This is a genomic window from Arsenophonus nasoniae (genome assembly GCF_004768525.1).
Classification (GTDB): Bacteria; Pseudomonadota; Gammaproteobacteria; order Enterobacterales; family Enterobacteriaceae; genus Arsenophonus; species Arsenophonus nasoniae.
Window position 1 is genome coordinate 3,805,531 of the sequence record NZ_CP038613.1, and the last position, 19,542, is coordinate 3,825,072.

Annotated in this window: 16 protein-coding genes, 3 pseudogenes and 1 riboswitch; of the genes and pseudogenes, 7 read left to right on the plus strand and 12 right to left on the minus strand. The window is 40.5% G+C overall.

The window, feature by feature from the left end:
• The first annotated feature begins 1 nt into the window (after window position 1).
• Window positions 2-1,285: a phosphoribosylamine--glycine ligase gene (gene purD / locus ArsFIN_RS19225; protein ID WP_026823506.1), complete on the plus strand. Its 1,284-nt coding sequence runs from the start codon at window positions 2-4 to the stop codon at window positions 1,283-1,285.
• 5 nt (window positions 1,286-1,290) lie between these two features.
• Here purD and ArsFIN_RS19230 read toward each other — a convergent pair whose 3' ends face one another.
• From ArsFIN_RS19230 to nudC, 6 genes are all read right to left on the minus strand, one after another.
• Window positions 1,291-1,992, minus strand: a complete 702-nt coding sequence (locus ArsFIN_RS19230; RefSeq protein WP_246067296.1) for a DUF1481 domain-containing protein — start codon at window positions 1,990-1,992, stop codon at window positions 1,291-1,293.
• Window positions 1,993-1,997: 5 nt separating this feature from the next.
• Window positions 1,998-2,270: an HU family DNA-binding protein gene (locus tag ArsFIN_RS19235; RefSeq protein ID WP_026823508.1), complete on the minus strand. Its 273-nt coding sequence runs from the start codon at window positions 2,268-2,270 to the stop codon at window positions 1,998-2,000.
• Window positions 2,271-2,491: 221 nt separating this feature from the next.
• Window positions 2,492-3,079 (minus strand): YjaG family protein, encoded by a 588-nt coding sequence (locus tag ArsFIN_RS19240; protein WP_026823509.1) that lies wholly within the window; start codon window positions 3,077-3,079, stop codon window positions 2,492-2,494.
• Window positions 3,080-3,153: 74 nt separating this feature from the next.
• Window positions 3,154-3,822 (minus strand): deoxyribonuclease V, encoded by a 669-nt coding sequence (gene nfi, locus ArsFIN_RS19245; protein ID WP_026823510.1) that lies wholly within the window; start codon window positions 3,820-3,822, stop codon window positions 3,154-3,156.
• Between the two features lie 174 nt (window positions 3,823-3,996).
• The gene (gene hemE, locus ArsFIN_RS19250; RefSeq protein WP_026823511.1) at window positions 3,997-5,061 is read right to left on the minus strand and encodes a uroporphyrinogen decarboxylase; all 1,065 of its coding nucleotides are present in this window, start codon (window positions 5,059-5,061) and stop codon (window positions 3,997-3,999) included.
• A 107-nt stretch (window positions 5,062-5,168) separates the two neighbouring features.
• On the minus strand, window positions 5,169-5,960 hold the full coding sequence (nudC, locus tag ArsFIN_RS19255; protein ID WP_026823512.1) for an NAD(+) diphosphatase: 792 nt from the start codon (window positions 5,958-5,960) through the stop codon (window positions 5,169-5,171).
• A 175-nt stretch (window positions 5,961-6,135) separates the two neighbouring features.
• Window positions 6,136-6,253, plus strand: a riboswitch (TPP riboswitch).
• Between the two features lie 132 nt (window positions 6,254-6,385).
• Here nudC and thiC point away from each other — a divergent pair.
• The 6 genes from thiC to thiH are packed head-to-tail and all read left to right on the plus strand — an operon-like array spanning window position 6,386 to window position 11,794.
• A complete protein-coding gene (thiC, locus tag ArsFIN_RS19260; protein WP_026823513.1) occupies window positions 6,386-8,320 on the plus strand; it encodes a phosphomethylpyrimidine synthase ThiC in 1,935 nt (644 codons plus the stop codon).
• Entirely contained in the window at window positions 8,304-8,957 is a 654-nt protein-coding gene (gene thiE, locus ArsFIN_RS19265) for a thiamine phosphate synthase (protein WP_026823514.1), read from the plus strand. Before thiC ends, thiE begins: the two co-directional genes overlap by 17 nt.
• Window positions 8,950-9,699, plus strand: a complete 750-nt coding sequence (locus ArsFIN_RS19270; RefSeq protein WP_026823515.1) for a HesA/MoeB/ThiF family protein — start codon at window positions 8,950-8,952, stop codon at window positions 9,697-9,699. Before thiE ends, ArsFIN_RS19270 begins: the two co-directional genes overlap by 8 nt.
• Window positions 9,700-9,701: 2 nt before the next feature.
• The gene (thiS, locus tag ArsFIN_RS19275; protein ID WP_026823516.1) at window positions 9,702-9,902 is read left to right on the plus strand and encodes a sulfur carrier protein ThiS; all 201 of its coding nucleotides are present in this window, start codon (window positions 9,702-9,704) and stop codon (window positions 9,900-9,902) included.
• Window positions 9,903-9,905: 3 nt separating this feature from the next.
• Complete coding sequence (locus ArsFIN_RS19280) at window positions 9,906-10,676, plus strand: thiazole synthase (protein WP_026823517.1); 771 nt, start codon at window positions 9,906-9,908, stop codon at window positions 10,674-10,676.
• Window positions 10,676-11,794 carry a 2-iminoacetate synthase ThiH gene (gene thiH, locus ArsFIN_RS19285; protein ID WP_026823518.1) on the plus strand — a complete coding sequence of 373 codons (1,119 nt, stop codon included), beginning with the start codon at window positions 10,676-10,678 and terminating at the stop codon, window positions 11,792-11,794. Before ArsFIN_RS19280 ends, thiH begins: the two co-directional genes overlap by 1 nt.
• Window positions 11,795-11,937: 143 nt before the next feature.
• On the opposite strand, the pseudogene ArsFIN_RS19290 reads toward thiH, so the two are convergent.
• The 6 genes and pseudogenes from ArsFIN_RS19290 to rpoC form a co-directional block, all read right to left on the minus strand.
• Window positions 11,938-12,378 (minus strand): annotated as a pseudogene (locus tag ArsFIN_RS19290) (polysaccharide deacetylase family protein); the annotation flags it as partial.
• Between the two features lie 74 nt (window positions 12,379-12,452).
• Window positions 12,453-13,210: pseudogene (istB, locus tag ArsFIN_RS19295) on the minus strand (IS21-like element helper ATPase IstB).
• Window positions 13,197-14,233 (minus strand): annotated as a pseudogene (gene istA, locus ArsFIN_RS19300) (IS21 family transposase). Before istA ends, istB begins: the two co-directional pseudogenes overlap by 14 nt.
• Before the next feature lie 46 nt (window positions 14,234-14,279).
• Window positions 14,280-14,840, minus strand: a complete 561-nt coding sequence (locus ArsFIN_RS19305; protein WP_051297112.1) for a polysaccharide deacetylase family protein — start codon at window positions 14,838-14,840, stop codon at window positions 14,280-14,282.
• A gap of 32 nt (window positions 14,841-14,872) precedes the next feature.
• Window positions 14,873-15,229 (minus strand): hypothetical protein, encoded by a 357-nt coding sequence (locus ArsFIN_RS19310; RefSeq protein WP_135678133.1) that lies wholly within the window; start codon window positions 15,227-15,229, stop codon window positions 14,873-14,875.
• 56 nt (window positions 15,230-15,285) lie between these two features.
• The gene (gene rpoC, locus ArsFIN_RS19315; RefSeq protein WP_026823569.1) at window positions 15,286-19,512 is read right to left on the minus strand and encodes a DNA-directed RNA polymerase subunit beta'; all 4,227 of its coding nucleotides are present in this window, start codon (window positions 19,510-19,512) and stop codon (window positions 15,286-15,288) included.
• Window positions 19,513-19,542: the final 30 nt, after the last annotated feature.

Below are 19,542 nucleotides of genomic sequence, written 5' to 3' on the forward strand. Positions count from 1 at the left end.
CATGAATATTTTAATTATTGGCAATGGTGGTCGTGAGCATACTTTAGCATGGAAAGCAGCACAATCACCTCTCGCTGACAAGGTTTATGTGGCACCCGGTAATGCCGGCACTGCTCTAGAAAAAAAACTAACCAATATTAATATTTCAGTAACCGATATTGCAGGGTTAGTCGATTTTGCCAAAAATAATAATATTGGTTTAACGATCGTTGGACCAGAAATCCCCTTAATTCTCGGCGTTGTTGATGCTTTTCAAGATGCTGGTTTAACGATCTTTGGTCCCAGTCAAAATGCAGCACAATTAGAAGGCTCTAAAGCTTTTACGAAAGATTTTCTTACTCGCCATCATATTCCAACCGCCGCTTACCAGAATTTTACTGAGGTTGAACCGGCTCTAGCCTACTTAGACAAAATAGGTGCCCCGATTGTTATTAAAGCGGATGGGCTAGCCGCGGGTAAAGGCGTCGTTGTTGCTATGACCTTAGAAGAAGCAAAAAATGCTGTTCAAGACATGCTTGCCGGTAACACCTTTGGCCAGGCAGGTCATCGTATTGTTATTGAGGAATTTCTTGACGGCGAAGAAGCCAGTTTTATTGTAATGGTTGATGGTGAAAATGTCATTCCCATGGCAACAAGCCAAGATCATAAACGTGTCGGTAATAATGATAGCGGACCAAATACAGGTGGCATGGGCGCATATTCTCCGGCTCCTGTTGTCACAGACATTATTCATCAGCGTGTAATGGATCAAATTATTTATCCTACAGTACAAGGTATGATGCTTGAAGGTCGGCGATATCAAGGCTTTCTATATGCAGGATTAATGATAGATAAACTGGGAAACCCGAAAGTTATTGAATTTAATTGTCGTTTTGGTGATCCAGAAACCCAACCCATTATGATGCGTTTACAATCCGATCTGGTAGCACTTTGTCTGGCCGGCGCAAAAGGAGAGTTAGCGGGTAAAATATCATCTTGGGATGAACGCCCTGCCTTAGGTATTGTTATGGCCGCTGAAGGTTATCCAGCTAATTATCGCAAGGGTGATATTATTCACGGAATTACTGATAAACCATCAGCATCATGCAAAATTTTTCATGCCGGGACAGAGTTAAAGCAAAATCAAGTTATCACGGCCGGTGGCCGTGTACTTTGTGTTACCGCCCTTGGCAATACAATTCTTGATGCACAAAAAACTGCTTATCAGCAAGCAGAAAAAATATCTTGGGCGGGTTGTTTCTATCGGGATGATATCGGTTATCGTGCATTGGCTCGTTTAAAATAAAACCGTTAAAGTTTGTCTTTTGTTGGTGCCCACAGACAGAAATTCTCATTGGCAACGAGCAATAACTCGTTGCCTTGTGGCGCTTCTAACCAAGCAATCGCTAAGTCACCTAAACTCGTCTTCGCTCTTCGCAGCAACCGATTTTCGGCCTGAGCAGTAAACGATACATCACGTTTTTCACCGCTACAAGTTATAATTTCTCCTTCACGCCAATACCCTTGGTAGAGATGAACATTACCAGCAATAAGTGTGGTGCTGAGCTCAATTAAACGGTCTGATTCAAAGCGCCAGCGAACTATATCATCCTCAGTTAGAGAAACTTTGTTATCATTTACTTTGCGCTGCATAAAAATAACATGGTCATTTTGATCAAATCTTAGCTGCTGTTGTTCTTTATTTTTATTGTCAAAAGATTGATGTCGAATTTGCCAAAGTTTACCTTGACGATATTCAAAAAAAGTAATGGTCGTATTTTTTCCTTGGTAAGGACTATATACAGCAACGATTACCTGCGGGTTACTGTTTTGATCATTTAACCGCCATAGCCGAACGACGCCGGCATCGGAAATAAATCCACTAGCGCTAAATTCGGGAATTTTAGATTGACTGGTGCAAGCGCCAAGTAGTGAAATAGCGCCAAGTAAAATGAGGATACGCCCAATCAATAAAAGGGGTTTAATACCCCCTCTGAATATTCTATTTGGCAACTGAATTACTTAACTGCTTCTTTCAGTGATTTTCCAGCAACAAATACTGGTACGTTAGCCGCTTCAATTTTGAGTTCTGCACCTGTTTTAGGATTACGACCAATACGCGCTGCTCGATGATTAGTCCTAAAAGTACCAAAACCAACGAACTGAACTTGCTCACCTTCTTTCAGTGCATCTGTAATACATTCGATGAGTGCTTCTAACGCATTTTTAGCTTGAGTCTTATTCAGGTTTGCTTTTTGCATGACATATTGAACTACATCACCCTTTTTCATGGTCTCATTTACAGTCTTATTCATAAGTTATCCTTACACAGTGTGTTTATCATTTGCATAGCATCGAGTACGTTGGATATGTAGAACTTATTAATTCTTAATATACGTCCCGAAAGCACTCCTCTCCGCCTTCACTGTAGAACATAGTATGGGCGAATGTGAAGCGTTAAAAGTCAGCATTTATGGTACCAAATCACGTTTTTAAACACTATGAACGGAAATTAGGTAACCTTAATGCCAATATTGCTGATCCCTACTTCACGGAGGTCGGATTTTAATCCTTTAATCAGCGCTACATCCCGCTCTTCACAAGCGGTAAGTAAACGGTATATCTCCCATTGAATATCCCATTCTTCTTCAATGGTAAGCAATTCTTTCAGTTCCTCATCAGACATCTCTTTACCTGTCCGAGTCATCTCAAACATTGCGATAGTTCGAATCGAAATTTTACTTACTTCAATAGCACCGTCTAATGTTTCCCCACTTAAGTAAGAATGAATTATTTCACTTAAAGCGATACATGCATCAATAGCAGGATGGACCCCGTAAATATCAAAATTATTTGCAACGGGAATAATTTCCTCTAATTTTTCCAACTGATTATCAAAATCAATTTTACTATCTTTAATAATCAGCGATTCCCAGATTAAATCTAAAATAATACGATAACGTATTGGATTTAAAAAGCTCGTTTGTTTACAAAATAATTGATAATTAGGATACATACGCTCACATAAACAAGCCATGAAAGTAATATGCTGCCAACTATTTAATTTTGCCAACCTCAAATGAATGGGGTTTCTTAACATCAAATTTCTACTCACTTACGTTTTACGCTGAAGTTTACCTGAAAATCAATAGGTTCCACATATTTTAACTTTAATTATGCTAAATTCTGTTTCGTTCGATTAAAAAACGCTCTATTAGAAGCGATTCCATCAGCCCAACGAGTAGGTTCAGGTAAACGATAACCTTTAATACAATGCTTAACCCATAATAGTGAAGCGTTTAAACTGATTTTATGCCCAGGTGAGATATAAAGTGGTTTACATCTTTTTTTACTACGAAATACCCAACCAATTTGTTCATTATTATCATTCAATGGTTGGCTGCTTCCTACTCTTTCATCTAAAGCCTCATGGTGACCACATAGACGTTTTTTTGCTATACCAATCGTTGGGATATCTAATAAAAGACCCAAATGACTCGCAACACCAAAACGACGAGGATGGGCAATTCCTTGGCCATCAATCATAATAAGATCAGGCTTATGTTGCAGTTTTTCCCAAACAGCCAATAGTGCAGGATACTCCCGAAAAGAGAGTAAGCCTGGAATATAAGGGAATTCAGTCGGTATACGAGCAATATGATATTCAACAATAGCGAGTGAAGGCCAATGCATAACAACCATTGCGGCTCGGGTTACACTACCTTTTTCTTCAAATCCAACATCAGCACCAGCAATAAGATTAGGAATAGCAAAATTATCCGTAAGAATAATTTGTTTTGCTTTTATGGTCTGTTCCTGACGTAATAATTGGGTATCAATCATATTTATTTTTACTTAAAAAAATTTATATAAATATATTTTATTATTTGTTTTATAACACAAAATATAAAAAAATATATTTAAATAATTGTAAATATTCAATTTGGATTTAATAAACAATAAAAAAATATAACAATTATTATTTATTGGCATTTTCTTTCTTTGGATAAACCTTAATTATTGATGATATTGTTCTGATAATTTGTGTACTGAATTAATAAAATTTTTAACATGTTCAGGTGGAATGTCCTGATGGATACCATGACCTAAATTAAATACATGGCCACTTCCTTGACCAAATTGCTTTAAAATGGTTTTAACTTCAAGCTCAATACGTTCTTTTGATGCATACAATATAGAAGGTTCCATATTTCCCTGTAAAGCCACCTTATCTCCTACACGAGAGCGAGCCTCTTTAATATCTGTCATCCAGTCAATACCTAACGCGTCACAACCGGTCGCAGCCATTGCTTCTAACCATTGACCACCACCTTTAGTAAATAATGTTACTGGAACTTTACGGCCTTCATGTTCTCGCAATAGCGAATCAATAATCTGATGCATGTAATGTAAAGAAAATTGATGATAATCACGCCCAGTTAATACACCACCCCAAGTATCAAAAATCATCACTGATTGAGCTCCTGCCCGTATCTGAGCATTGAGATAGAGAATGACACTTTGCGTCAATTTATCCAATAATAAATGTAACGTTTTTGGCTCTGTATACATCAGCTTCTTAATACGGGTAAACGCCTTACTACTTCCTCCTTCGACCATATAAGTTGCCAATGTCCATGGACTACCAGAAAAACCGATTAATGGCACTTTGCCTTGTAACGCTTTGCGAATAGCACGTATTGCATTCATTACGTAAACTAATTCTTGTTCTGGATCAGGAATTGGCAGTTTCTCTATATCAGCTAAACAACCAATAGGACGCTGAAACCTAGGTCCTTCTCCTACTGAAAAATAGAGACCTAACCCCATCGCATCAGGAATAGTAAGAATATCTGAAAAAAGAATCGCCGCATCTAATGGAAAACGATGTAGAGGTTGTAATGTCACTTCACAGGCTAACTCGGTATTTTTGCATAGTGAAAGAAAATCACCAGCTTGCTCACGAATTTTTCGATATTCAGGTAAATAACGACCTGCCTGGCGCATCATCCATACCGGAGTTGTATCAACAGGTTGCCGTAATAGCGCACGTAAGTAGCGATCATTTGTTAATGCAGACATTATTAGCTCCATTAGATGGCAATGAGAAATTGCCATTATCATCGTATATTTGCCTTTTTATTGTTGCCTAGATGCGCAACAACTTAGTTATAGCGTGATTAATACTGTTATTTATATAAGTCATTATTCTCTTGTCGACATAAAGCCAGTGTATCTTCAATCAAACGGCGAGCAATGGTATCAGGAGGCGGTATTAGCGGTAATTTATTATGATGATACCAGTCCGCACTAATTAACTCATCAGGATTAGCCTGTATTTCACCACTCGCATAATCAGCTAGAAAACCTATCATTAATGAATGAGGAAAAGGCCATGGTTGGGAAGCAATATAACGAATGTTGCTAATCTCAATATTACTTTCTTCTTTTACCTCCCTTTTAACCGCTTCTTCAATTGTTTCACCTAGTTCAACAAATCCTGCTAATACAGTAAATATTGGCTTTTTTTTATGGCGCCGATGTTGTGCTAATAAGATATGATCAGCACGCCGAATAGCAACAATAATACAAGGTGCAATTTGCGGATAATAGCGCTCATGACAATGACCACACAAGCAGGCCCATTCGGTTAAGCTGGTTGTCATTTTGTTGCCGCAATAGCCACAATAATGGTGCGAACGATAAAATTCTGCCAGTTGAATACCACGTCCAACCAGTTTAAATAGCCCCTCATCTTGGCTGGCAAGGCGTCGCGGTGAACACATATCCGTAGGTGATTTTGCCATAATTAACCAAATCGTTTCCGCTTGCCATTCACCAATAGCGAGTGCTTCTTTTCCTATTAGTAACCAAAATTGAGCTGAACCTTTCGGTAAATCACCCTTTGGTAACCAAATTCGACCACCAGAACTAACAACCCACCAACCTGTTTCTGTTCCAGTTAATTGTTTTCTAATCATATAACTCAGTTCTTCTATATCTTATTGATTAGTGAATTTTAAATGTATGTCTTGCTTGATCCCAGTGAATATAGGCTAACCCATTTTCATCAATATCGAGTAACTATTCTGGTTAACGGCTATTTGATGAAGAAGTTAACCATTGAAGTTTTCATTATCTCTCTTATATACTGGCATTATCTTGTCGGAGTGCCTAGTAGGTTCAACATTATCTACAGGCTGAGACCGTTAATTCGGGATCCGCGGAACCTGATCAGGCTAATACCTGCGAAGGGAACAAGAGTAATCAACCTGCGATTTTGACTTATCAAAAGTAAGTAGCGCAATTATTATACTATTACTCTCACCGAGCTCCAGACAAGCAATTTCTCAATACAATTTATCTCTTTTATGTGAACTCTTTGTAATGATTTTAGGAATTTGCTATGTCTAAGAATATTATTGCAACCAGTGATATTGGCGTTAAAACAAATACCACTTCCCCACGAAAAACACAACGAGAAGCGGCACAACGTTTTCTCGATAACCTACAAAATATCAGTTTTCCCCACTCAAAACGGATCTATTTAACAGGTTATCACTATAATACCCAAGTTCCTATGCGTGAAATTCAACTTTCACCGACTTTGGTTGGTGGTACAAAAGATAATCCTTTATTTGAAGAGAATGAGGCAATACCTGTTTATGATACTTCAGGTGCCTATGGCGATCCTAATATCACTGTGGATATTAAAGTAGGTTTAAAAAAATGCCGCCAACATTGGATTTCCGATCGCAATGATACTGAGCCAGTTAAAAAACCAAGCTCTTATTTTACCCAACAACGACTCGCTGATGTTGGATTGAATCATCTACGTTTCAATTACCGCCTACAACCATTAAGGGCCAAAATCGGCAAAAGAGTCACGCAATTGCACTATGCTCGTCAAGGGATAATCACACCTGAAATGGAATTTATTGCGATCCGCGAAAATATGGGACGGGAGCGTATCAATAGTACAATATTAACTCAACAACATCCTGGTCAAAGCTTTAATGCTACTCTGCCAAACAACATTACCCCTGAATTTGTTCGACAAGAAGTTGCTGCTGGACGTGCCATTATTCCAGCCAATATTAACCATCCTGAATCCGAGCCAATGATTATTGGTCGAAATTTTTTGGTGAAAGTCAATGCTAATATCGGCAATTCCTCCGTAACTTCATCGATTGAAGAAGAAATTGAAAAACTAATCTGGGCGACACATTGGGGAGCCGATACTGTAATGGATTTATCGACCGGCCGTTACATCCATGAAACGAGAGAATGGCTGTTGCGTAATAGCCCTGTTCCTATTGGTACAGTGCCAATCTACCAAGCATTGGAAAAAGTTAATGGCGTTGCAGAAAATTTGAGCTGGGAAATATTTCGCGACACCCTTCTTGAGCAAGCCGAACAAGGTGTAGATTATTTTACTATCCATGCCGGTGTTTTATTACGTTATGTGCCAATGACCGCCAATCGATTGACCGGTATTGTTTCTCGCGGTGGCTCAATTATGGCGAAATGGTGTTTGTCCCATCATCAGGAAAACTTTTTGTATAGCCATTTTGAGGAAATCTGTGCAATCTGTGCCGCTTATGATGTCTCTTTGTCCCTTGGCGATGGATTACGACCTGGCTCTTTACAAGACGCCAATGATGAAGCGCAATTTGCTGAATTATATACATTAGGCGAATTAACTAAGATAGCCTGGCAATATGATGTTCAAGTTATGATTGAAGGCCCTGGTCATATCCCAATGCAAATGATCCGCCGTAATATGACGGAAGAATTAACCCATTGTCATGAAGCGCCATTCTATACTTTAGGGCCTTTAACCACCGATATCGCGCCAGGTTATGATCATTTTACCTCTGGTATCGGTGCGGCTTTAATTGGTTGGTTTGGTTGTGCCATGCTCTGTTATGTTACGCCAAAAGAACATTTAGGCTTACCTAATAAAGAAGATGTCAAACAAGGACTGATTACCTATAAAATTGCCGCTCATGCCGCTGATCTCGCCAAAGGCCATCCTGGGGCGCAAATTCGAGATAACGCCTTATCCAAAGCACGATTTGAGTTCCGCTGGCAAGATCAATTTAATCTCGCTCTCGATCCTGAAACCGCCCGTGCCTACCATGATGAAACACTGCCACAAGCAGCGGGTAAAGTGGCCCATTTTTGCTCAATGTGTGGCCCTAAATTTTGCTCCATGAAAATTTCGCAAGAAGTCCGTGAACATGCCGCACAAATGGCACACATATCGGCAACATTTCGCGCCCAGGGCAGTGAGCTATACCACAGCATGGAGACGATTTCCGATGACAAAATGGTCTGAGCACGCGTTTGCATCGACAGAACAAAAACTTGGTCTGTATCCAGTCGTTGATTCTGTCGAGTGGATAAAGCGTTTGTTAAACGTCGGCGTTACCACTGTTCAATTAAGGATCAAAGATCCATTAGCCAACAACCTTGAAGCAGATATTAAGCAGGCGATTATGCTAAGCCAGCGATATCAAGCTCGCCTTTTTATTAATGATTATTGGCAATTAGCTATAAAATATGGTGCCTACGGCGTCCATTTAGGGCAAGAGGATATTAATTTCGCTGATCTAAATCGCCTAAAAAAAGCGGGCTTGCGCTTAGGGATTTCAACGCATAATCAACAAGAACTCGCCAGGGCAAAGCAGTTAAGACCCTCTTATATTGCATTAGGCCATATTTTTCCTACTCGCACAAAATTAATGTCTTCCTCACCGCAAGGATTAATCAGCCTAAAACAGCAAGTAAATGCCACACCAGATTACCCAACTATTGCTATAGGCGGTATCTCTTTAGCACGCGTTCCGGCAGTGCTTGCAACGGGCGTAGGAGGTATTGCCATGGTTAGTGCGATCACAAAATCGCCTAGCTGGTACAAAGTTGTTACTCAGCTATTACATTTGATCGAAGGTAAGGAAATAATCCATGCTTAATGATGCTATTTTTATGCGCTATAGCCGCCAACTATTACTTGAAGAAATCGGTTATCAAGGCCAACAAAAATTAACAACAAGCAAAGTGCTTATTGTGGGATTGGGCGGACTAGGTTCACCAGCAGCACTTTATTTAGCTGCTGCCGGGGTCGGCGAACTCTGGTTGGCCGATAATGATAAACTGCATATTTCAAATCTACAGCGACAAATTCTTTACCATACGCAAGATATTTCGCAGTCTAAAGTCACATTAGCAGCAAAACAACTTAATCAGCTCAATCCACAAACCATAGTGAAAACATTTGCCAAAAAACAAAACTATCATTCCCTGCAAACGCTGGTTCGCAATACCGATTTGATATTGGATTGTACTGATAATATGTCAACTCGCCAGGCAATTAATGCGGTGTGTGTGGCGGAAAAAAAGACACTCATTAGTGGCAGTGCGTTAGGTTTCAATGGTCAATTGTTAGTTCTTGAACCTCCCTATAGACAAGGTTGCTACGCTTGTCTTTATCCTGACATGAATGAACCTTATCGCAACTGTCGCACGGCCGGAGTTTTAGGGCCGGTGGTTGGAGTTATCGGTACACTGCAAGCCTTAGAAGCGATTAAATTATTAGTCAATTTACCTTCCTCACTCAGTGGGAAACTGAAATTATTCGATGGTAAACAACATAGCTGGCATACCTTGCAACTTAGCAAAGCGAAAAGCTGTTTAGTTTGTGGAAGCGGGAGATAAATATGCACATTATGCTAAATGATCGACTAATCGAAATTAACAGTTCGATCACGATTATCCAGTTATTTGATTATCTGAAACTTAATTCGTTAGGTATTGCACTAGCAATTAATCAGATCATTATTCCGCGTGAAAATTGGAATCATCACTATATTAACCATCAAGATAACATCCTGTTATTCCAGGCGATTGCCGGAGGCTAATTTATGTTAAAAATTGCTGATACCGTTTTTCAATCTCGTTTATTTATGGGTAGTGGAAAATTTGCTAATTCATCATTGATGACTCAAGCCATTCAAGCTTCCGGCAGTCAATTAGTCACCATAGCGATGAAACGAGTTGATTTAATTAATAAAAATGATGACATTTTGCTGCCATTACAAAAAATCGGCGTCAAATTATTACCGAATACTTCGGGTGCTAAAAATGCACAACAAGCTTTATTTGCTGCTCGCCTAGCTCGTGATGCATTAGCTACCAACTGGATAAAACTTGAGATCCACCCAGATACAAAATATTTATTACCCGACCCGATTGAGACGTTAAAAGCGGCTGAATTGTTGGTAAAAGAAGATTTTATTGTTTTACCTTATTGTAATGCCGATCCAGTTTTATGCCGACATTTAGAGGAGGTTGGTTGCGCTGCTGTGATGCCTCTTGGTGCACCTATTGGTACCAATAAAGGATTAATTACCTATGATTTTCTACAAATCATTATTGAGCAAGCCTCGATCCCTGTTGTTGTCGATGCAGGACTTGGGGCGCCCAGTCATGCATTAGCCGCGTTAGAGATAGGCGCCGACGCTGTACTGGTAAATACTGCTATTGCTGTTGCTAATGATCCTGTTGCCATGGCACACGCCTTTCGTATTGCCACTGAAGCCGGTGATATAGTACAAGCTGCCGGACTTGCAGCGCAACACCATCAAGCCGCACCTTCCAGCCCTTTGACACAATTCCTTGAGGTATTTCAATAATGACGGCTTTTACTGAAATTTACCAGCAACTTGATTGGCATCAACTGGCGATACAAATTAACAGTAAATCGGCTCAAGAGGTTGAAAAAGCCATTTGCTCAGATAGATTGTCATTGAAGGATTTTATGGCTCTCATTTCACCCGCGGCCTATCCTTATTTGGAAGTTATTGCTCAAAAAGCGCAAAAATTAACCCGTCAGCGTTTTGGTAATACTGTTAGCCTTTATGTGCCACTTTATCTGTCTAATCTATGCGCTAATGATTGTACTTATTGTGGTTTTTCTATGCACAATCCGATCAAACGAAAAACACTTAACGAAACAGAGATTATGGCAGAATGCGAGGCGATACGTTCCATTGGATACAATAATTTATTGCTTGTGACCGGTGAACATCCAAGCAAAGTGGGAATGAGCTATTTTCGCCAACATATGCCATTAATTAGACAATATTTTAGTTCGCTATTAATGGAGGTTCAACCATTAACAATAGCAGAATATAGGGAGCTGAAAAAAATTGGCTTAGATGGTGTACTGGTATACCAGGAAACTTATCATCAACCAACTTATCAGCAACACCATTTACGTGGAAAAAAACAAGATTTTTTTTGGCGGCTAGAAACACCGGATCGCCTAGGTCAGGCCGGTATTGATAAAATTGGCTTAGGGGCACTAATCGGCTTATCCAATAATTGGCGGGTTGACTATTATCTAGTGGCAAGCCATCTATTTTATCTGCAGAAAAAATATTGGAAAAGCCGCTATTCTATTTCTTTCCCACGAATACGCGCCTGTATCGGTGGTATTCAGCCTGCATCTACCATTCACGAAGCAGAATTAGTGCAATTAATTTGCGCTTTCCGTTTATTGGCACCTGAAGTAGAGCTTTCATTATCCACCCGCGAATCCCCTTTTTTTCGTGATAATATTATTCCGCTGGTTATCAATAACCTTAGCGCGGGTTCAAGAACCCAACCCGGTGGTTATGCTGACAATCATCAAGCGTTGGAACAATTTGCTACCTATGATAACCGCAGTGCAGAAACCATCGCCCAAATCATGCTCAATGCTGGACTTCAACCTGTTTGGAAAGATTGGGATAACCATTTAGGACGTTAATAAAACACCACCTTAATCGGTGGTGATAATCGCTTTACTGAATCAAGCTGTTAATTTTTTAATTAGTTTCCTCCAACCTGCCAAATAGAATAACATATGTCTATTTACGGTCTAACTTTCAGTACTAGCTTAATAACTCGTCTTTATTGATCAATAATAATATCTTTATTAATAACTTGTTGCTCTCCATTACCCACCATTTGCGCAAATTTTTCTATTGGATCATTGCGCAATGCATATAACCGTTTTAAGGCATAAGGATTATCACCCAGTTTCACTTTACCTTGAATAGTCGTCAATGCCAAAGTCATACCCGAAGCCTCGGCTGCATCCATTACTTGTTTATTATATGCACCAAAAGGATAGGCTAAGTAACGTTGAAAGGGATTAAACGGTGCTAATTCACGCCGGGAACGGCTAAAATCAAGCTTTACCGTACGATAAGAACGGCTAAAAATAATCGGTTGGTTTTTATTATCTAATCGATGCAGAAAATGGGAGTGAGATTGAATATCAAAAACATCACGACTGTCTTTCAACTCATGTCTACTCATAAATTGTAAACCATGCGGATCCCACTTTTGATCATGTGTCAACGATCACCGAAAACTGATCCACTTTTTATCTAAATCCGATCAATCAAAATTGATCCACTGTTTTACTCAGTTATTGCTCCTGAGCGCCGCTTATCTTTCAATCGGTAGCTTTCACCGCTTAATTGCAGTACATGCGAATGATGAAGTAAACGATCAAGCATAGCGGCAGTTAATGTTGCGTCATCAGCAAAAGCACTTGGCCATTGCCCAAATGATAGGTTACTCGTCAATATGACACTGCCATGCTCATAACGCTTGGCAATCACATTGAAAACAGGTTTGCTTCTTCTCGCCCAAACGGCAGGTATCCAATCTCATCGATAATCAACAACTTCGTGGCCATCACCGAACGTGATAGATATTGTTTGAGCTTATTTTGTCGTTTGGCAGTTGAGAGTTGCAACATCAGTTCAGCTGCCGTGGTAAAGCGGGTTTTCTTCTTGGCCTGTACTGCTTTTAATCCTAACCCAATAGCTAAATTCGTTTTGCCTACACCGCTTGGGCCAAGCAACACGACATTTTCATTACGTTCAATAAACGTTAATGCGCTTAATTCCTGTATGTGTTGTTTGGGATCCCCGTTGCAAACTTAAAATCGAACGTATTAAGTTCTTTATGTGCTGGGAATCCTGCCATCCGACTCAAAAGATTACGAGTTCGTTCATCTCGTTGTTGTTGCTCACATTTTAACAGGGACAGTAAAACTCTCCGTAGCTTTTGTCTTGGGCAATGCATTTTCGGCAAGTGATGACCAATGAGTCGGAATAGAATTTAATTTCAATGACTCACACAGGTGTTCAATTTGTTCATGCAATAACATGTTCACCTCCCAGTAATGCTTCGTATACGCTGATTGAGTGTTGCAAACTGACAGATTCAAGGGGCGGTACGATAGGGATATTAAGCGTATTAGTCTGTGGGATAGATTGGCAAACCCTTGCTGGTAAGGGTAGAAGAGACTTAACTTCCTTAGCTAATCTATCTGCTGGCTTCTCTAACGTTGTTCCATGAATTCGCTGATGGGCAACGCGTTGTAACCATGGACCCACTTTTGCATTAGCTATTTCAATATCCAGTTCAAGATTATGAGCACGAAGGTCGGTGTTTAATGGCACGATAAAGCTGTTTTTAAATAGTGGTTAAAGCGCTCTACTTTCCCTTTCGTTTTGCCCTGTAGGGCTTGCAAGCCTTCAATTTAAACCCGTAATCTTTCGACATTTGAAGCATTTCGACATGTAATTTATGATCACCTTCTGCATAAGCATCCCGTTCGATGATGAGGATTTTGCGTTATCACACAATACTTCCTGTGGTACACCACCAAAGTAGTCGAAAGCTTCTCTTAAACCTTGCTGCCACGATTCTGCTCGTTCATTATCAAAGAACTTTACATAACTCGCACGCGAATAGCCTAGCGTTGCAACAAACGCTTTCAGCGATTTTTTACCTCGCCGGATGCTGGTGAAGTCGATTTGCATTTGTTGACCTGGCTGTGTTTCAAAACGGACGACTACTTCGGGAACAATGCTTGGTTTAAATTGACAAACAAATCGGCGTAATTGAGCAATACCACCTTGATAGCCGTTTTCAACTACCTCATCAAATAAGACTGTTGCAGGATCCAATCAGGTTTAGCCAGTTCAATTCGCTGAAGCAAATAAGGTTTAAAGGGGGATAATTTAGTCGGTTGTTGACTTCTTTTAGCATAAGTTGGCATTGTCTGTTGTTGTAAATGATGTTTTACGGTGTTACGGGATATACCCAACTCACTGGCAATTTTTCGAAGGCTTTGTCCTTGTGCAAAGCGAACATGAATATCCACAAATATCTCCTTGGTTAACATAAATTATCCGTACAAAAATGTGCGAATAATACCAAGTGGATCAGTTTTAGATGATCGTTAGTGGATCAGTTTTGCATGATCGGTGACAATGAAATTTAATACGTGAGGAGATAACGAATAGCGTTGCCACCTGACCATGAGCTTTTAAGATAGGATAGGCATAGCGATAAACTGATTTTAAACCATCATCAAAGGTTATACTGACTACCTTACCCGGTAAATTAATTTTTTTCTTTAAATAACCATCAACTTCATCTAACGTAATTGTCTGATAATCTGCTTGTTTTAAGTAATCCATTTGTGCTTTAAAGGCAGCTACCGAGGTGGTAGTTGAGGTATGACGAAATAATTTATTTTCATTATCAGGCAGTAAATGATGATAAGTCAGAATTGGGATCCCTTTATCTAATGAAACATCCTGACCATCAATAAAAGCCAGTCTGCCACCAAGATCAATAATAAACCAAGAGTTCAGGGATGATGAGTTGTGCTTAACATTCTTCGCTATTCGATTCAGGACTGGGGAACGTAAATTAGCGGAAAGAAAACCAATAATCTTGCTTTTTTCATCTGCATCTTCATAGATAGTTGTTTGTTTTGTCGTCACTAAATAGTCATAAACTGGCTTATCTAATTGTTTTAAACTATCAGCAGGAAACTGATTTTTTTTGCCTCAGAAGCTTGTTGCTGAGTAATATAACCCTCACTATTGCCAAAATGAAAACGGTAAAAATTATTTTTCGCGGGTTGCATAAGTAAAACCGAGTTTTTCAATAACCAACCAGCTTGCCGTATTTTTCCTCCTACAACTGCATAAATCACACTATCTTGGTTAACTTTCATTGGTTTACTGAACTCAGCATTAAGACGCTTTTCTAACAAGGGAACCATGCTGTTTTCCGCATAAAGTGGAAAACTGAGAAAAAAAGAAATAAAAATACTTAATGTATATAAAGTAATATAACGGCAGCGTATCATTAATTTAATATTCTCCATAATATAGCTATAAAAATGCCCTCGTTATGAGGGCATTTTTTTCAGATCAAGCTGCATTATTCGTGGTCTTGGTTACCAAAACCCGCATTTAGCAATTCTGCCAAATTCGCCGTTGCCTCATCAGCACTAACTTGTGATGACTCAATCGGTTCATTAACCATGTGACGGCGACGCATCCGATCTTGGTGATAGGCATAGCCTGTACCGGCAGGAATTAGACGGCCAACAATGACGTTCTCCTTCAAACCACGAAGTTCATCACGTTTTCCAGCAACCGCCGCTTCAGTAAGCACTCGGGTTGTTTCCTGGAATGACGCTGCTGAGATAAAGGACTCTGTCGCCAGAGACGCTTTGGTAATACCTAGCAGATCACGACTAAAGGTCGCAGGCACTTTACCTTCTTGCTCTAATTTGCGGTTCGCTACTTTAACGCGAGCATACTCTACTTGTTCACCTTCCAAGAATTCAGAGCTACCAGCATCAGCAATTGTCACCTTACGTAACATCTGCCGAACGATAACTTCAATATGTTTATCGTTAATTTTAACGCCTTGTAGACGATAAACTTCTTGGACTTCGTTCGTGATATAACGAGCAACAGCATGCGCTCCACGCAAACGTAAAATATCATGCGGTGATTCCGGACCATCAGAAATCACATCACCACGCTCAACACGCTCACCTTCAAAGACATTAAGCTGACGCCATTTAGGGATCATCTCTTCGTATGCATCACCACCATCTGTCGGTGTGATTACTAAGCGACGTTTACCTTTAGTTTCTTTACCAAAAGAAATAATACCACTAATTTCAGCCAGAATAGCCGGTTCTTTTGGTCGACGCGCTTCGAAAAGATCTGCAACCCGTGGTAAACCACCCGTAATATCCTTGGTACCACCCGATTCTTGTGGAATACGCGCTAAGGTATCACCAATATTAATCGCCGCACCATCATCCAATTGAACAATCGCTTTACCAGGCAAGAAATATTGCGCTGGCATGTCAGTACCCGGAATTAATACATCATTGCCTTTCGCATCAACAACACGCAATGCAGGACGTAAATCTTTACTACCCGCAGTACGCTCAGCTGTATCAAGCACAACAATTGATGATAAACCCGTTAGTTCGTCTGTCTGACGTATAATAGATTGTCCATCTGCCATATCAGAGAAACGAATAATACCCGCAACTTCACTGATAACTGGCATGGTATGTGGATCCCAGTTCGCAGCGGTTTCACCACCATTAACACCGTCACCATCACCTTTATTAAGGTGTGCGCCATAAGGTACTTTATAGCTTTCTTTAGTTCGACCAAATTCATCTACTACGCGCAATTCTGTATTACGAGAAGTGATAACTAAGTGACCTTCAGAATTTTTTACAAACTTGGCATTAACCAGTTTGATATTACCTTTGTTACGTACCTGAATACTCGATTCCGCAGCAGCACGTGATGCCGCGCCACCAATGTGGAATGTACGCATTGTCAACTGTGTGCCAGGCTCACCGATTGATTGAGCTGCAATAACACCAACTGCTTCACCTTTATTGATGATATGGCCACGCGCTAAATCACGTCCATAACATTTCGCACAAACACCGAAATCAGTTTCACAACTTACAACAGAACGCACTTTTACGCTATCAACAGAATTGGCTTCTAGTTCGTCACACCATTTTTCGCTTAATAAGGTGTTACGTGGTATTAAAATATCAGCTGTACCAGGTACTAATATATCTTCCGCTGTGACGCGGCCCAAGACACGTTCACGTAAAGGTTCTTTAACATCACCACCTTCAATAACCGGTGTCATTAAAATACCACCGTGAGTACCACAATCATCCTCAGTGACAACCAGATCTTGTGCAACATCAACTAAACGACGGGTTAAATAACCTGAGTTTGCTGTCTTCAAGGCTGTATCGGCTAGACCTTTACGTGCACCGTGCGTTGAAATGAAGTATTGCAATACGTTCAGACCTTCACGGAAGTTAGCTGTGATTGGTGTCTCAATAATCGAACCATCCGGCTTCGCCATCAAACCACGCATACCTGCTAACTGCCGGATCTGTGCCGCAGAACCACGCGCACCTGAGTCAGCCATCATAAAGATACTGTTGAACGAAACTTGTTGCTCATCTTGGCCATCGCGATTAACAACGGTTTCAGTGGATAAATTTTCCATCATCGCTTTTGCGACGCGCTCATTAGCCGCAGCCCAAATGTCAATAACTTTGTTATAACGTTCGCCCGCAGTAACTAAGCCCGACTGGAACTGTTCTTGAATTTCAGCAACCTCAGCTTCAGCTTCAGCAATGATGCTGGCTTTCTTCTCCGGTATCACCATATCGTCAATACCAACAGAAGCACCAGAACGAGCTGCATAAGCAAAACCGGTGTACATGATCTGGTCAGCAAAGATAACCGTTGGTTTTAAGCCTAAAACGCGGTAACAAGTATTAAGCATTTTAGAAATTGCTTTTTTACCCAACGGCTGATTAACCAATGAGTATGGCAGACCTTTTGGTACGATCATCCATAAGATAGCACGACCAATAGTGGTATCAACTAACTGAGTTCCAGTCTCAACATTACCTTCACCATCACGCACTTCTTCTGTAATACGTACTTTAACGCGAGCATGTAAGGATGCTAAGCCTGCACGATAAACCCGCTCAGCTTCTTTCGGTCCAGACAATACCATGCCTTCACCTTCAGCATTTACACAATCACGTGTCATATAGTACAAACCAAGCACCACGTCTTGAGAAGGTACAATGATAGGTTCACCACTGGCTGGCGACAAAATATTATTTGTCGACATCATTAAGGCTCGTGCTTCTAACTGTGCTTCTAAAGTCAGCGGGACGTGAACAGCCATCTGGTCACCGTCAAAGTCAGCGTTATAAGCAGCACACACTAATGGGTGTAACTGAATGGCTTTACCCTCAATCAGAATAGGCTCAAATGCCTGGATCCCGAGACGATGCAGTGTTGGCGCGCGGTTTAGCATAACTGGATGTTCACGAATCACTTCATCGAGAATATCCCACACAACGGCTTCTTCACGCTCAACCATCTTCTTAGCCGCTTTGATCGTTGTCGCTAATCCACGTAATTCCAATTTACCATAAATAAATGGCTTAAATAATTCTAATGCCATTCTCTTAGGCAAACCACATTGGTGCAAGCGAAGATAAGGACCTACCGTGATAACGGAACGGCCTGAATAATCAACTCGCTTACCGAGTAAGTTCTGGCGGAAACGCCCTTGCTTACCTTTGATCATATCGGCCAAAGATTTCAATGGACGTTTATTCGAACCAGTAATCGCTCGTCCACGACGACCATTATCTAGCAATGCGTCAACTGCTTCTTGCAGCATGCGTTTTTCATTACGTACAATGATATCAGGCGCCGCCAAATCCAATAGACGCTTTAAGCGATTATTACGGTTAATAACGCGACGATATAAATCATTTAAATCAGAAGTAGCAAAGCGGCCGCCATCTAGCGGAACAAGCGGACGCAAATCCGGCGGTAATACCGGTAATACATTCAGAATCATCCACTTAGGCTTATTACCAGACTGAATAAACGCTTCTAGTAGTTTGATACGCTTAGTTAATTTTTTACGTTTAGTTTCAGAGTTAGTTGTATTTAACTCTTCACGCAATACTTCACACTCTTGCTCCAAATCAAGATTTTTTAGCAAAGATTGGATCGCTTCCGCGCCCATTTTGGCGTCAAATTCATCACCAAACTCTTCTAAAGCATCAAGATATTGCTCTTCAGTCAAGATCTGTCCACGTTCTAAGCTTGTCATACCCCCTTCGACCACAACATAGGATTCGAAATAGAGCACCCGCTCAATATCACGCAAAGGCATATCAAGCAACAAGCCAATTCGTGATGGTAATGATTTTAAGAACCAGATATGTGCTGTCGGTGAAGCCAACTCAATATGCCCCATACGCTCACGACGTACTTTAGTCTGAGTGACCTCAACACCACATTTCTCACAAATCACACCTCGGTGTTTTAATCGTTTGTATTTACCACACAAACATTCATAATCTTTAACTGGCCCGAAAATACGTGCACAGAAAAGACCATCACGTTCAGGCTTGAACGTTCGGTAGTTAATCGTTTCTGGCTTTTTCACTTCACCAAATGACCATGAACGGATCATATCTGGAGAGGCCAGAGCAATCTTGATCGCATCAAACTCTTCGGTTTTAGTCTGTGCTTTCAGAAACTTTAATAAGTCTTTCACGGAATGGCTCCTGTCGGAGTTAAACCTGCG

What these genes read in the sequence shown, in the direction of transcription:
- purD (WP_026823506.1), top strand. Translation starts at nt 2, where the DNA reads ATGAATATTTTAATTATTGGCAATGGTGGTCGTGAGCATACTTTAGCA.
- ArsFIN_RS19235 (WP_026823508.1), bottom strand. Translation starts at nt 2,270, where the DNA reads ATGAAAAAGGGTGATGTAGTTCAATATGTCATGCAAAAAGCAAACCTG.
- ArsFIN_RS19240 (WP_026823509.1), bottom strand. Translation starts at nt 3,079, where the DNA reads ATGTTAAGAAACCCCATTCATTTGAGGTTGGCAAAATTAAATAGTTGG.
- nfi (WP_026823510.1), bottom strand. Translation starts at nt 3,822, where the DNA reads ATGATTGATACCCAATTATTACGTCAGGAACAGACCATAAAAGCAAAA.
- hemE (WP_026823511.1), bottom strand. Translation starts at nt 5,061, where the DNA reads ATGTCTGCATTAACAAATGATCGCTACTTACGTGCGCTATTACGGCAA.
- nudC (WP_026823512.1), bottom strand. Translation starts at nt 5,960, where the DNA reads ATGATTAGAAAACAATTAACTGGAACAGAAACAGGTTGGTGGGTTGTT.
- thiC (WP_026823513.1), top strand. Translation starts at nt 6,386, where the DNA reads ATGTCTAAGAATATTATTGCAACCAGTGATATTGGCGTTAAAACAAAT.
- thiE (WP_026823514.1), top strand. Translation starts at nt 8,304, where the DNA reads ATGACAAAATGGTCTGAGCACGCGTTTGCATCGACAGAACAAAAACTT.
- ArsFIN_RS19270 (WP_026823515.1), top strand. Translation starts at nt 8,950, where the DNA reads ATGCTTAATGATGCTATTTTTATGCGCTATAGCCGCCAACTATTACTT.
- thiS (WP_026823516.1), top strand. Translation starts at nt 9,702, where the DNA reads ATGCACATTATGCTAAATGATCGACTAATCGAAATTAACAGTTCGATC.
- ArsFIN_RS19280 (WP_026823517.1), top strand. Translation starts at nt 9,906, where the DNA reads ATGTTAAAAATTGCTGATACCGTTTTTCAATCTCGTTTATTTATGGGT.
- thiH (WP_026823518.1), top strand. Translation starts at nt 10,676, where the DNA reads ATGACGGCTTTTACTGAAATTTACCAGCAACTTGATTGGCATCAACTG.
- ArsFIN_RS19310 (WP_135678133.1), bottom strand. Translation starts at nt 15,229, where the DNA reads ATGGAGAATATTAAATTAATGATACGCTGCCGTTATATTACTTTATAT.